The sequence below is a fragment of the Vibrio sp. Vb1127 genome, assembly GCF_033338735.1.
Taxonomy (GTDB): Bacteria; Pseudomonadota; Gammaproteobacteria; order Enterobacterales; family Vibrionaceae; genus Vibrio; species Vibrio alginolyticus.
Window position 1 is genome coordinate 345,707 of sequence record NZ_JAWOTF010000001.1, and the last position, 14,311, is coordinate 360,017.

The 14,311-nt window shown below is 43.3% G+C and carries 13 protein-coding genes and 1 tRNA gene; 5 read left to right on the top strand and 9 right to left on the bottom strand.

Annotation, left to right across the window (positions count from 1 at the left end; genetic code table 11):
• Both R7H07_RS01515 and R7H07_RS01520 read right to left on the bottom strand, forming a co-directional pair.
• Complete coding sequence (locus R7H07_RS01515) at positions 1-438, bottom strand: hypothetical protein (protein WP_258484351.1); 438 nt, start codon at positions 436-438, stop codon at positions 1-3.
• A gap of 87 nt (positions 439-525) precedes the next feature.
• On the bottom strand, positions 526-1,044 hold the full coding sequence (locus R7H07_RS01520) for a DUF4136 domain-containing protein (RefSeq protein WP_005382627.1): 519 nt from the start codon (positions 1,042-1,044) through the stop codon (positions 526-528).
• Positions 1,045-1,404: 360 nt separating this feature from the next.
• Between R7H07_RS01520 and R7H07_RS01525 the strand changes: the two genes are divergently transcribed.
• Positions 1,405-1,479, top strand: a tRNA-Gly gene (locus tag R7H07_RS01525).
• Positions 1,480-1,495: 16 nt separating this feature from the next.
• On the opposite strand, the gene R7H07_RS01530 is transcribed toward R7H07_RS01525, so the two are convergent.
• A complete protein-coding gene (locus R7H07_RS01530) occupies positions 1,496-2,353 on the bottom strand; it encodes a sterol desaturase family protein (RefSeq protein ID WP_005373167.1) in 858 nt (285 codons plus the stop codon).
• 7 nt (positions 2,354-2,360) lie between these two features.
• On the bottom strand, positions 2,361-3,371 hold the full coding sequence (locus tag R7H07_RS01535) for a DUF2804 domain-containing protein (RefSeq protein WP_053307607.1): 1,011 nt from the start codon (positions 3,369-3,371) through the stop codon (positions 2,361-2,363).
• 305 nt (positions 3,372-3,676) lie between these two features.
• Between R7H07_RS01535 and gdhA the strand changes: the two genes are divergently transcribed.
• On the top strand, positions 3,677-5,029 hold the full coding sequence (gene gdhA / locus R7H07_RS01540) for an NADP-specific glutamate dehydrogenase (RefSeq protein ID WP_005373174.1): 1,353 nt from the start codon (positions 3,677-3,679) through the stop codon (positions 5,027-5,029).
• A 76-nt stretch (positions 5,030-5,105) separates the two neighbouring features.
• Here gdhA and R7H07_RS01545 read toward each other — a convergent pair whose 3' ends face one another.
• The 3 genes from R7H07_RS01545 to R7H07_RS01555 form a co-directional block, all read right to left on the bottom strand.
• A complete protein-coding gene (locus R7H07_RS01545; RefSeq protein WP_017820322.1) occupies positions 5,106-5,573 on the bottom strand; it encodes an OsmC family protein in 468 nt (155 codons plus the stop codon).
• A 99-nt stretch (positions 5,574-5,672) separates the two neighbouring features.
• Positions 5,673-8,030, bottom strand: a complete 2,358-nt coding sequence (locus tag R7H07_RS01550; RefSeq protein WP_206958794.1) for an ATP-binding protein — start codon at positions 8,028-8,030, stop codon at positions 5,673-5,675.
• Positions 8,023-8,991, bottom strand: coding sequence for a cytochrome-c peroxidase (locus R7H07_RS01555; protein WP_017820324.1), 969 nt, complete (start codon positions 8,989-8,991; stop codon positions 8,023-8,025). Before R7H07_RS01555 ends, R7H07_RS01550 begins: the two co-directional genes overlap by 8 nt.
• 498 nt (positions 8,992-9,489) lie before the next feature.
• On the opposite strand from R7H07_RS01555, the gene R7H07_RS01560 reads away from it, so the two are divergent.
• Both R7H07_RS01560 and R7H07_RS01565 read left to right on the top strand, forming a co-directional pair.
• Positions 9,490-10,866 (top strand): NfeD family protein, encoded by a 1,377-nt coding sequence (locus R7H07_RS01560; RefSeq protein WP_206958792.1) that lies wholly within the window; start codon positions 9,490-9,492, stop codon positions 10,864-10,866.
• A 10-nt stretch (positions 10,867-10,876) separates the two neighbouring features.
• On the top strand, positions 10,877-11,659 hold the full coding sequence (locus tag R7H07_RS01565; protein ID WP_005373196.1) for a slipin family protein: 783 nt from the start codon (positions 10,877-10,879) through the stop codon (positions 11,657-11,659).
• A 41-nt stretch (positions 11,660-11,700) separates the two neighbouring features.
• Here the strand turns inward: R7H07_RS01565 and R7H07_RS01570 are convergent, their stop codons facing one another.
• Positions 11,701-12,135 (bottom strand): globin, encoded by a 435-nt coding sequence (locus tag R7H07_RS01570; RefSeq protein ID WP_017633662.1) that lies wholly within the window; start codon positions 12,133-12,135, stop codon positions 11,701-11,703.
• 243 nt (positions 12,136-12,378) lie between these two features.
• On the opposite strand from R7H07_RS01570, the gene R7H07_RS01575 reads away from it, so the two are divergent.
• Positions 12,379-13,035 (top strand): NAD(P)H-dependent oxidoreductase, encoded by a 657-nt coding sequence (locus R7H07_RS01575; protein WP_064354707.1) that lies wholly within the window; start codon positions 12,379-12,381, stop codon positions 13,033-13,035.
• Between the two features lie 96 nt (positions 13,036-13,131).
• Here R7H07_RS01575 and choV read toward each other — a convergent pair whose 3' ends face one another.
• A complete protein-coding gene (gene choV, locus R7H07_RS01580) occupies positions 13,132-14,310 on the bottom strand; it encodes a choline ABC transporter ATP-binding protein (protein WP_064354706.1) in 1,179 nt (392 codons plus the stop codon).
• Position 14,311: the final 1 nt, after the last annotated feature.

Genomic DNA, 14,311 nt, shown 5'->3' on the forward strand with positions numbered 1-14,311 from the left:
TTAGCGAGCATGTATAAAGCGGTATATGAAATTCGACTCTTTTCTCACGCCGATTCTGTATTTAGAGTGAGTAAAAATACTTTCAATACAACAACCTAAAGCCTCATTACCGATGCGTTTTAGCCGCTTCATCGAGTAAATTGCCGAACGATGCGCCCACCATGCTACATCAAGCATTTCAAACCATTCGGGTTCTACATCGTCGTTCGAGCTCATTTCCTTAGCATGGATAACCCTCAATATATTCCGGCTGTTTAAACTCGGATAGTCTTGTTGTATTGGAGAGATAGGATGTTCTGAAAAGTGCTTCGACTTAGCGTCAACAGCGATATTCTGGTTATGAAAGGAAAGAAAATTTGGGTGTGAGTGCGCCAAGCTCATGCTCGGAGCCAACAAGCAGAAAAGTAGTCCGAGTAAAGCAATCAGAATCGTACGCACAAAGGTAACCAAAACCAAAATAATAAGTTCTTTTAACCCTGTGCGTAACTATTGGCAATTAGTATTCTTAATCGTTAAGAATACTAATTATTTTTCACCGTAAGGGTAGCTTTCAAACATCTTCGCGATTTCTTCTTGGATGAGAGATTCTCTTTTCTCAGAGCTCATTGACTCAGACAGTTTACGACTTGAAACGCCTTTCCAAACGACTTGATTAGCCTTTGCATCAACCAGTTCAACCACCAACTTCCCATACTTACGTTCTTTATATCTTTCCGGGCTTGAAGTGATCACACCAAAGCTATTCCAGCCATAGCCAAAGCTCACCGACGATCCTGAAGAAACAAGCTCGGATTCTTCTACGATATCATGATGTACGTAAAGGTCACCGCCACTATTTACCTTAATTAAACCCTTACCCTCAAGCTGTTCAGCAAGCCCTTGCTCAATACGTCGACCATCAATACTGGTAGGAGCTTCCGCCTGAGCACCGAAGTCAAACGTTCTGTAAGCTGAAAAGTCGGCTTGTTTATCCACATCGGTTGTAACGGTAGTACAAGCAGATACCAGCATCACCACCAGCCCTAATATCAAACCTCTCATCATGTTAAATCTCCTTTGGTTAAGCTGACTGTTTCAGCAGAATTACCCTGTGTTATACATACGCATCAACAGTAAAAAGTAATCATTTCAATATCTAGTCTTGACCATGAAACGTGACTGTTCAATAAACGAGATTAACCTTTACACAGAAAATCTTGAATATCATCAACATCTAAACACCCAAGAATTCGGTGTTTACGACCCTCTAGGCTTAGTAGCGAAATCGCGAGTGCCACAAAAAACCAGAGACAATGAACACTTTAACATCAGTCCGCTACTTTTTTAGGCAACTGACAAACATTTGATGAGAAAAGACTTTTCTTTTTCGTCCAGTGTGGCATATTAACTGAGTCCTATCGATGCGCGGGCATCGTATAATGGCTATTACCTCAGCCTTCCAAGCTGATGATGCGGGTTCGATTCCCGCTGCCCGCTCCAATCTCTTTATCTCAATTTACTCATAAAAATCCGATGGCGGAGCGAACAAACGGCGACAGCGTTGTTTCCATGATAAGTTTGGTCTAGTTACGTCATAAAACATGTCTTTCCATTCTGCAAACGTCACGCGGATGGGATTAAAGCTGTTTACAGGTTTAGAAACCCCATACCGAACCGTTTCCACCTCTGGTTCAAACGTTCCGAACATTCGATCCCAAATAATTAATACACCCGCATAATTTTTGTCGATGTACTGACGGTTCACACCATGATGAACGCGATGGTGAGACGGCGTGTTAAATACCCACTCTAGTGGCCCGAGCGAACGAATTGATTGGGTGTGAACAAAAAACTGTAAGCCCAGATTAAACAACACAACGAAGACAACCCATTTTGGCTCAAAACCAATAATCACCAAGGGCAACCAAAAAATCCACATCCCCGCTAGCGGATACATTAAACTTTGACGAAAGGCGGTACTGAAGTTCATTCTTTCCGAACTGTGATGAACAACGTGCGCGGCCCACATCCAACGAATACGATGGCTAGCCCGATGAAACCAGTAATAGAAAAAATCTTGCAGGACAACAAGTAAAAGAAAAGCTGAGACGCTCATTTCGATATCAAACAAACGCCAATCAAACCACCACAAATACAACTGAGCAATCAGTAAACCCGTGAGTATGTCTGTCGCTTGGTGTAAGCCCGCAAGAACAAAATTACACGCTACTTCAGGGAAGTAATACGTTGCGCTTTCAGGCAAGCGTCCCCTTCTTTGTCCGAACCAATATTCGGCAAGCATGCAGAAAAAGAAAACTGGAGCCAGAATCATCAGAAGTAATTCTGGGCGGTCCATCAACTGCGTCCAATCCATTGTGTTTCTACCATTTTGCATAGTGATCTTCAGTAAGACCCATAACTTCTTCTAACTGATGTTTGATGCCATTTCCATCGATAAGATAGCCAGAGAAATAACCGATATACTGACGAAAGTTACTTTTGAGAAGCCAAAAATTTTTCTTCTCTGAGCGTCGATTCAAAGGCGTGAACTGTAAGTTAACTCGTTTATCTTCAGACGTAATATGCCACTTTTGCCCTTCATCACTTCGTGAAAACTGAAACTGCACAGGTTGCAAAAAGTGACGCTGACCATTAATCCACAATACATTTTCGCAATAGCCAGTTTCATTAACGCCAGCTGCCAAGTTCAACCCCAGACGCCTGTCATCCTCAAAGCAATTGATACTCGCCCAGCGCCAACTTGTTTCTCGCCGCATGTACCCAGCGGAAAAATCGTAACCAGCAGCCACCTCTGAAAGATCTTGCTCTTTTCCTAATATGAACAAGTTACCGTCTACTGCTAACGCATTGTGCTTCTGAGTATATGTCCAACCCGCATAACCTGTTGGCGTACACAACATTAATGGCAAACTCATGTTTTCTGGACGTAAATAGAGATCCGCATTGACTGACTCTGTCACAAAGTGGACGTGCCAAATACCATCCTTAATAGAAAACTGAACTCTTTTGTTAGCAAGATGGGCAAGACTGCACCAACTGGAAGGCTGAGTTTGATAACCTATATTAAAAGGTTTCAACCATTGTTGCTCAATCAACTTATTCTTTTTAATATCAAACAGGTAGCAAAAGCCGGATGCTAAATACCGTATATCAGCAATCGCTACTCCAATGACGTAATCAGGTGTGACCAAATTGACGAACTGAAACTGCTTATAATCGCGGTAACGGCGCCACTTAGACACTGGCTTATCCATCTCATCGAGGTAAGTAAATTTATCTAGCTGTAACGATGTTGGAATTCCATCAAGGTGGCCAAACGCTGGTAGACCATTCTGCTGAATAAACGAGTTCAGAACCTTAAGCTCATCCATATAGTTGTCTTTTCACAAGTTATCACACACCAAAACTTTAACATGACGTTAACATAAACAATTTGCGTAACTGCACAACAACATCGACTAAAGTGATTTCTGCTTGTTATATGTGAAACTGATCACTCAACCACCCGCTTACTTAGCTCGCCCTACCTATCTCAACCAACACTGCCTGGGTTAGAAGCTGCACATTCTCATCCGCAGGAAAGACCACTACAACCATTGAATCTTGGTCAAAATCACTATTTAATGGAAATACATTCATATAAACTGATTGCCTATTCACATCAAGGAAGAAATCTATGTCATACATACACGATACTATTGTTGCGTTGCAACACAGTAGCCCTGCGCAAAAAGAATTTTACCAAGCGGTAGAAGAAGTATTAACTTCTCTCGCGCCGGTAATAGAAGGCAATAATAAATATAAGGAACAAGCGATTATCCAGAGGATCGTCGAGCCAGAACGTCAAATCATGTTTCGAGTTCCTTGGGTTGATGATGCTGGAAATGTACAAGTAAACAAAGGTTATCGAGTTGAATTCAACTCTGCTTTGGGGCCGTACAAAGGAGGATTGAGATTCCATCACTCAGTCAATGCGAGCATCATAAAATTTCTCGGCTTTGAGCAAATCTTTAAAAACGCACTGACTGGCCTTCCTATCGGTGGCGGCAAAGGCGGTTCAAACTTCGATCCTAAAGGAAAATCCGACGGCGAGATCATGCGATTTTGCCAATCATTTATGAACGAGTTGTACCGTCACATCGGTCCTACCACCGATGTGCCCGCAGGCGATATCGGTGTCGGGGCGCGCGAAATTGGCTATATGTTTGGTCAATACAAACGATTGACGGGCCGCTACGAAGGTGTGCTTACAGGCAAGAGTCTGCTTTGGGGTGGCTCACTCGCCAGAAAAGAAGCGACAGGATATGGCGCCGTCTATTTTGCAGAGTGCATGCTCAACGACCGCAACGATTCATTGAAAGGGAAAACTTGCCTCGTTTCTGGTGCTGGCAACGTGGCTATCTACGCCATTGAAAAACTGTACCATATGGGAGCAACGCCAGTTACATGCAGCGACTCTCGAGGTACGATCTATCATGAGCACGGTATTGATCTTAAGCTCCTAAAACAACTGAAAGAAGTGAAAAGAGCAAGCTTAGAAGAATATTTAGAAACTTACCCTGAAGCAGAATACACACCAGAGGGCGACTATCCTAATGAAGGACATGCTGTTTGGCGATATCAGGCTGATGCTGCCTTCCCTTGTGCGACTCAAAATGAATTAACGTCAGACGACGCACTGGCTCTTATCGAAAACGGATGTATTTTGATTAGTGAAGGGGCGAACATGCCAACCACCCGTGATGCTGCCAATATTATCGTGGACTCGGACATAGCTTATGGGCCTGCAAAAGCAGCCAATGCAGGCGGCGTTGCAACCAGTCAACTTGAAATGGCGCAAAACGCCAGCATGCAAAACTGGACGTTTGAACAAGTGGATAGTCAGTTGCAAACCATCATGAAAAATATTTTCATCAATGCAAACGAAACCAGTAAAGAGTTTGGCCAACCTGGAAATTTAGTTTTAGGCGCCAACATTGCAGGCTTTAGAAAAGTCGCTGATGCAATGATTGAGCAAGGTGTCGTCTAGATGAACGAGCCAGCAGGATGACTGCTGGCTTAATATAACTCCGCAATAGGCCGCGCTTTTTGATAAAGAGCTCCACTTAATTCGCAATAAGCGTTGTCACTTCTGTTTTAACGGAGTTGGCGATAAAGCAATTCTCATGGGCCATGTGGTGCAGTTTTTCTAATTGAGATGGTGTCGGTTGTTTTTCACCTGAAAATGTTATCTTAGGGTTTAACGTTACCTTTGATACCCACTCTTTTCCGTTTTCGCCTTTTTCAAGCTCCCCTACCGCTTCATCGAAGTAACTGTCCACAACATAACGTCGCTTTGCTGCAATAGACAGGAAAACGAGCATATGACAACTAGAAAGTGCCGCGACAAACGCTTCTTCTGGATCAACGTTTTCTTCTACGGATAGTGGTAATGGTACTACGTGGGGAGATGGAGATGCTGGGACTTGCAACCCTCCATCAAATTGCCAAATGTGTGCCCGACTATACTTATTATCACTAAACTCTTCGCCAGCTTTACGATGCCATTTGATTAAAGCGGAATGCTTACTCATTCTAACTCCCTGATTTTCCGACGACGAATCAACACTATCCGTCCTTGCCACAGTAAACCACAACAAAATGAGTTAAGGAAAGCATCGCACTCACAGGGACTATAAAATCTGTTGAGGATCGGCATTGTTCTTCTGGATATCATCCAAAAGTCTATGAGACTGATGGATGTTGACCTGTAACCGATTGATCAGCATCTGTAACTGCTCAATCTCGGGACTTTGGTTGGCTTTAAGTTGAGTTTCCAGGGTCTCCGTTTGGCTCGCCAAAATAGGTAAACTTAGGTTCAGTGCCATCCCTTTCGTTTTGTGCAACGTCAGCGCTAATGAAGCAAAGTCTTCAGCCATAAAGTATTCAATAAGTTCATCAACCGAAGTCTCAAAATCGACAATAATGCTTTTTAGCAACTCGTCGAGCGCTTCTGGCTCATCTCGTAAAGAAGTAAACATGCCTGAGCGGGAGAGTTCTTCCTCTGTTAACCTTAAGTTCTCGATTGGCTTACGTTGCAATTGAAGCACATTGCTGTCACTCGTTAGTGGCGGATTCTGTTTCGGTTCGAGTCTGGCGGCAAACTGTTTGAGAGCGTCTGAAAAGCTCTCATGCTGTAGCGGTTTCGTAAGCACATGGTCTGCTCCTGCTTCAATAAAGCTATCGTGAGCTTCACGAAATACGTCTGCCGTGTACGCAAAGAGTAATGTCTTGATACCTAACTCTTGTCGGATAACGCGTGTCGCCTCAACGCCATTCATCTCGGGCATATGGTTGTCCATCAAGATCAGGTCGTACTCGTTCTCTTTCGCCTTTTTAACCGCGATTAATCCATTTTCTGCAACTTCCACTTCATGCCCAAGCTTTTCGCAAAACCCTTTTGCCACAATGGCATTCACACGGTTATCATCAGCAAGTAGTATCTTTAAATGGTGTGATTTTGCGCGAGGTTTCGGTGCTTCTTGCTGCTTTTTCGGAGCAGATTCTACCCAAGGAATCGGCAACTCAACGATAAATTGACTTCCAACGCCTTCTATACTCTTCAGAGTAATATGGCCACCCATCAAATCGGTTAGTTTTTTGACGATGGCTAACCCAAGCCCTGTTCCGCCGAACCTTCGAGTCGTTGATGAGTCTGCTTGCTCAAACGAGTTAAAAATATGCTCGTGTTTGTCTGGCGCAATACCAATACCGGTGTCGCTCACGCGCATGACCAACAACTGATTCGATTCATCTAACTCAGTTCTAACCAGCACATGCCCTTCGTTGGTAAACTTCACCGCGTTACCGGCGAGATTAAACAAGATCTGTCGTAAACGCGCACAATCTCCAGTAAATTCAGTATATTCAGAAACCTCGTTTTCCAAGATTAACTCGATATTTTTTTCATCAACAAGTGGTTTTATTGCGCTACACACCGGAGAAAGCACTTGATCGAGCTTAAACTTAGCTTGCTCAAATTCCAGTTTGTTTTCTTCAACTTTAGAAAAATCCAAAATATCGTTGAGGATAGTCATCAGATGCTGGCCAGAATCAAGAATAACCCTAATATGCTCTTTCGTCGTCGGCTCTTTGGTCTCTTCTGCAATCATTTGAGAAAGCCCTAGTACACCATTCATCGGCGTCCTTAGTTCGTGACTCATTGCAGCGAGAAAATTTGATTTCGCTTTTGCCGCTCGCTCGGCTTTGTTTCTCGCCTCTTCAATTTCAAGATTCAACTGTTTTAAGTTATGCATTCGGTGATGTGACTGATAAACAAACGCGCTAACTAGAAACATCACCGCGATAAATACAAACAACCACGTAAAACGCGCCTCACTTTGAGCAATATTGAGTAACCGATGCTCTGAGCTTTCGACAAACTCAATATAAGTGTGATCAAGCAGTTCATTCGTCAGCAATTCAATTCTTTTATCACTCGTTTGAAGCCGTTTAAGGAAGTTCGCTTCCTTTTCACTCTCAACTTCAGTTTGTGTTAGAAGCAACTGGTTGAGAAATTCAAGATAACGACTGCCACCCAAAGATTGACCGCTCTCGGTAGAAACATCTTGCTGATATAAATGGAACAACATGAGTAATGCATACCGATTTTCTACCTGAACACCAATTAACATATCAAGCTTCAACGTTGTTTGAAGCACTCGCTCCTTAAACTGTTCAAGCGTATCCCTAACTTTTATACGATTGGGTGTCACGGGAAACCAAACTGATGCCTTTGATGATTCCAACAGTGCCTGTGCTGCGATTTCTATCTCTACTAAAGATGTTGTTAACTCATAGTTTTTCCTATCTTCAACGGCATATCGGTTCACGATAACATCACGCTCTTCAATCAACTCATGTCCGATATTCATTAGCCCTGCATGAAATTCTTGAGCGTTTTTTGAATTCATATACGACATATACGCCAGTGTGCAGCACGTCAGTATCCCAATAAAAAAGCAAAAGTTGATCAGTTTGAATTTATTCATTTTCCAACACCTCTAAAATTATGGGTCTAGGTGCTGTCAACGACTGCAAGAATGCTTCAATGTCCGCGACATTCTCATCGTTCATCGTTATACCGAGCTGGGTTTTAGCCATGATTTGTATCGCGTCGGATAACTTATCGACTTGCCCATTATGAAAATAAGGACTCGTTAGCGCGACATTGCGTAAACTGGCTACTCTAAAATAGAATCGCTCTTCATCTTCTATCGTAACGAGTTGCCTGCCCGAGTCCTCTACTACTGGCTTATCCTTGAAATAGGCGAACCTTTGGATCATCGCTCCGCCGATATTTTTGCCCTGATGACACTGCACACAACCTGAAGTCTGAAATGTTTTCCAACCTCTGATTTGCTGTTCACTCAATACATGCGTGTAACCCAATAAGTAAGCATCGAATGGTGCGCCAGGCGTCTGCAGCCCTTCAACAAACTCCACAATAGCGGACTTGATATTATGAACGTTAATCGGCAATTCACCGTCACGATTAAATAGCGCTTGATAATGTTCACTCTCTTTTACATATTGCTCTATTGTTTGCCAGTTTGAGTCCATTTCCATTGGATTATGGATTGGACCATCAATCTGAGCCATCAAGGTGTTTTCCGTACCATCCCATAAAAAACGATAATTTAACGCTGCATTAAACACTGTTATAGAATTTCTAATTCCATCACCTTTCACCCCCGTAGAGACTGGTGTATTTTCAGCGCCATTGGTTTGCAGATTGTGGCATGTCGCGCAGCTGACATTACCATTTGACGATAATTGAGGATCGCGGAAGAGATGCCAGCCAATTCTCGCTAGCTTAATATCCACATTAGGATCACCCTGTATGGGCTGAACTAGGGAGATATCACCTAACATCTTCGCGTTTCTTGCGGTTGTTGTTTGGCTCAAAATGAGTGTTACAACAGCTAGTGCGATTGCGCTGAATTGCCTCATCAACTACATACCTTAAACTTGTCATTGATATGAATTTAGTTGCATTTTGGCGTTTTTTCCACCGACAGGAAGTTGAAAAAACGAGTTAAGTATTGCTTTGTTTAAGGCTTTGGTTGAAGAGGGAGTAATAAGGCGAATAGGAAGAAACCTATCGCCTTATGAGTAGCTAACGTATTGAAATCTGAGTTTAGTGTAGAAAAGCCAAAAACCGTTGAAACCAAGTCACCTCTCCATAGGAGATCAGATCGAAAATAGTAAAGAATACGGCACAGATAACGGCCAACTTAATCAAACGCTGAACAATAAACATAAACATCACAATTACCAATAATTTGCTTTAGTTTACTATCTCACACAGCGTTTATATATAAAAAAGTAGTCTCCTAATTAGCCTCGGGAACTTATTCATTAGAACCTATACTCAAGCATCTCTAAGTTATTTGGATATACTTGAATTAGGATTTCAAAAAGTCCCTGTGACCACACAAGGAGGACTGCATGAAACGACTATGGATATGGTTCTTACCTTTACTCTTGATGGCCAGTCAAGCACTGGCGAATACCGTTTGGATTGTTCCTGTCAAAGGCGCTATAGGGCCTGCTACTAGCGACTATTTATCTCGTGAAATAGAAGAAGCTCAACTAAACGGTGTCAGTTTAGTGATCTTACAGATGGACACACCAGGCGGCTTAGATAGCGCAATGCGAGATATTATTCACGCGATTACCACCTCCTCCACTCCAATTGCGACTTGGGTTGGCCCGTCAGGATCTAGAGCGGCTAGCGCAGGGACATACATTTTACTCGCCAGCCACGTTGCCGCCATGGCTGAAGCCACCAACCTTGGCGCGGCAACGCCCGTCGCGTTAGGTGGTGCCCCTCAGCCCCCTTCATCGGATGATGGCAAAGATCAAAACGCGGAAGAAACGTCAGAAGGAACCAACGAAGGTTCAGAGAAAGTTCCCGCGAAAACCGCAATGGAGAAAAAGGTGATTAATGATGCTAGAGCCTATATTAAAGGCTTAGCAAAGCTTCATGGCCGAAATGCAGAGTGGGCAGAGAAAGCAGTGAGCGAAGCAGCGAGTTTGGACGCCACAGAGGCATTGGAATTAAACGTTATTGATTATATAGCCAACTCACCAGAGGATTTAGTCAAAGCCATAGATGGGCAAACTGTTAAAGTAAACAATCGCACTGTGACATTGTCACTTGAAAATCCAACATGGGTTGAAAGAACGCCAGATTGGCGAGCAGAAATGTTAGCCGTTATCACCAATCCAAACGTTGCCTACATCCTAATGCTCATCGGCATCTACGGTTTACTTCTTGAGTTTTACAACCCAGGAATTGGCTTACCCGGTGTGCTAGGTGGGATTTGTCTGCTTCTTGCCATGTACGCACTACAAATGATGCCCGTCAACTACGCAGGTCTTGGTCTGCTGTTACTCGGTATTGCACTAATGATAGCGGAAGCATTCAGCCCGAGCTTTGGTATTTTGGGCTTAGGCGGCGTTGTCGCCTTTGTACTCGGTTCGATATTTCTCATGGACAGTGAGTTACCAGGATTCCAGATCGCCCTTCCTTTGATTTTTGGTATTGCCATATTTTCCGTGGCTCTAATCGTGCTGACCGTCGGCCTGCTGCTCAAAATTCGTCGCCGGCGTGTAACGACGGGTTTAGAGACTTACCCTGGGAAGGTCGCCGTGGTAAGCGATGACTTTATCGATGGCGAAGGACGCGTTCAACTCAACGGTGCGTTATGGCGAGCTAAAGCCAAAGACCATCAACAATTCAAACAAGGTGATCACGTCACCATTGTTAATGTTAAAGGGCTGACCTTAACTGTGATGCCTGATGACCGCCAAAATAAATAGGAGGCGCTTTATGATGCTCTATACCGTTGCGGTGATCGTGGTGCTGCTGTTCGCACTAGCGACCCAAATGTTCAAGGTTTTGAGAGAATACGAACGTGGGGTTGTGTTCTTTCTTGGTCGATTTCAAGAAGTCAAAGGACCTGGTTTGATCATCCTTATCCCATTTATTCAGCAAATGGTGAGGGTTGATTTACGTACTGTCGTTTTGGATGTGCCGACACAAGATTTGATTACCAAAGATAACGTTTCTGTGCGCGTCAACGCGGTCGTTTATTTTCGCGTAGTCGATCCTCAAATGGCGATTAACAATATTGAAAGCTACAGCGATGCCACCAGCCAGTTAGCACAAACCACGCTGCGCTCGGTATTGGGTCAGCATGAACTCGATGAATTGCTATCAGAGCGAGAACGCCTCAATAAGGATTTACAATCCATTCTCGATCAACAGACTGATGACTGGGGAATCAAGATTGCTACGGTTGAAGTCAAACATGTTGATTTAAATGACAGCATGGTCAGAGCCCTAGCCCGTCAGGCAGAAGCAGAACGTAACCGTAGGGCGAAGATCATTCACGCTACTGGTGAGTTAGAGGCTTCAAATAAATTAAAAGAAGCAGCGCAAATGCTCAACGAAGCACCGAATGCACTGCAATTACGTTACATGCAGACACTCACTGAAATCACTACAGACAAAACATCCACTATTATTTTTCCAATGCCGATCAATCTTGTCGAAGCTGTCAGTGATATCGCCGAAGCGGTGAAAAAGAATAAAGAGACACAAGATAAGTAAGGTTCTGACCCTAGGAAGTAACGACCACTCACGTTACTTCCTTATTTAGTACTCGCTTTAAGGATGTGCCCATCTTCTTTATCACATTCTTGTTTCATTACTTCTAAGCCCGTTTTAAAGCATGTTCGCCAAGCGGTTTCAACATCGGCATCATACCCGGAATCACACTGTCGAACCGTTTCTAACAAACTCTCAAGCCAAACATCAAAATCCTGCGGCTCTATACCAATATCTGCACTTGCATGCTTTTTCCCATACTTTTCCACCATTTTGTGCGCTTCGGTCGAGGTATCTGCCATCATAAAAAATACGATAGACCCTCTAAGCATTCTCACTTGTTGGTGCATGTCTATACCGTCAAACTTCTGTCTAAAGTTGGCACTTTTCGACCATAAATTTTTGTAGAACAAGTCGAAAAACTCCTGATCTGAAGTACAACGTTCATAGCTATCATTAAAAACTTCAATCACGTTCATGTTGCTTTCCCCTACGCCTCAATATGAGTTTAATTTAGTATCAAATAAAAGCTTCCAAATAAGGACATTTAAGTTTCAAATCGATCAACTCACATCGATTTTCAACAAAAAGTAAAAAGTGATTTAAATAAACACCCTCTTATCAATGAAAAAATATCCATTATCATGAACCCATATTCGAGGTACGCATGGTTGTCGATGCTAGTGCATCCTCATCTGTCATCACATAAAGAGGATATAAACGTGTCCCATCAAATCATTACCGATCTAAATAGCCGTTACACTGCAAAAAAATATGATGAAACCAAGCGCGTTTCTCAAGAAGACATGGCGATAATCAAAGAAGCACTGCGTTTGTCGGCGTCTTCTATCAACTCACAACCATGGAAATTCATCGTTATTGAAAGTGATGAAGCGAAGCAACGTTTCCACAATACGTTTGCAAATATGCATCAGTTTAACCAACCACACGCGAAAGCCGCCTCACATACGATTCTGTTTGCTTACGATCCTAAATTTACTAAAGAGAAATTTGCGAAGCGTGTGGATGCAGAAGTAACATCTGGCCACTTGCCAGCGGAGATGTACAACAACTTTATGGGTGCTTACGCTTTTGCCGATGCAAATACGGACGAAAATGGCTTCAACGGAAACTGGACAAAAGCACAAGTCTATTTGGCACTAGGCAACCTACTACACACATTGGCACGACTAGGCATTGATTCAACACCGATGGAAGGTGTCGATCCGGCTCTGATTGGAGAAGAGTTTAAAGAAGAGCTCGAGGGCCATATTTGTGAAGTTGCGCTAGCGATTGGCTACCATAAAGATGGGGAAGATTATAATCATGGTCTTCCAAAAGCGCGCCTTGCAATGGATGACGTAATTACGACTCTATAGTCGACCATTGTCTTAGCTTAGCGACTTAACTCATTGTTTAAACTAAAAAGAGCCGCATTAATGTGCGGCTCTTTTTTACTTGGTTCTGCGTCAACTTTACGCAACTTGCTCTGACTTAAAATTACCAAGCAATGCATCGTAAAGCTCATTGTCGCTTAACACACCAACCAGCTTATTATCTTCAACCATAAGCAGAGGCTGATTGCTACGCTGTTTAAGTTCAATCGCTTCTCGCATACTGATTTCTGGGCTAACCTGAACCAGAGAGTTTTCATTAACTTCGTCAAGGTTCGAAGAATTGCTCTTCCATTGAATCAACGATTTACCTTTATCCGCTAAACTTAACCCCTTGCTCTCTTGTATCACCCAAATATCTTTATCAGGGCAAATCAGAACACGCGTATCTTCGCGAACCAAATCGTCACGCATTAAGGAACGTCCCTTCAGCACATTTAATGGATTAGTGTGAGCAACAAAGTCCGCCACATAATCGTTTTCTGGAGCAAGAATGATCTGTTCTGGCTTGCCATGTTGAATCAGCTTTCCTGATTCCATAATGGCGATGTTGTTGCCGATTTTAAGCGCCTCATCCAAGTCGTGACTTACAAAAAGAATGGTTTTATTTAGCTTTTCTTGAAGCAGAATCAATTCATCTTGAAGCTGAGCACGAATCAATGGATCAAGTGCTGAAAACGGTTCATCCATTAACAAGATATCTGTGTCCATCGCAAACGCTCGCGCTAGGCCAACACGCTGCTGCATACCACCAGAAAGCTCGTGCGGGAATTTGGTTTCCCACTCAGATAAACCGACCATTTCGAGCTGTTCACGCGCCTTTTTACGACGCTCTGCTTTACCAATGCCTTGCATCTCTAGACCAAACGCTACATTGTCTAACACCGTTAACCAAGGCATCAATGCAAACTTCTGAAACACCATGGACACGCGGTGCGTACGAAGGTGGCGCAGTTTCTGTTCGTCACAGTTAGAGAGCTCAACCATATCGTCGCCATCTTTAATTTTCAGAGAGCCACGAGAAATATCGTTCAATCCGTTAACCGTTCGCAGCAAACTTGATTTACCCGAGCCTGAAAGCCCCATCAAGACACAGATCTCACCCTGTTTCACGTTCAGCGAAACATTATCAACCCCAACCACTTGGCCAGTTTCATCAATGATTTCTTGTCGAGACTTCCCTTGATCTAGTAGTGCTAGCGCCTGTGCTTGTTGCTGACCAAAAACGACATCAAGATTTTTAATAGTAATAGCGTCCATG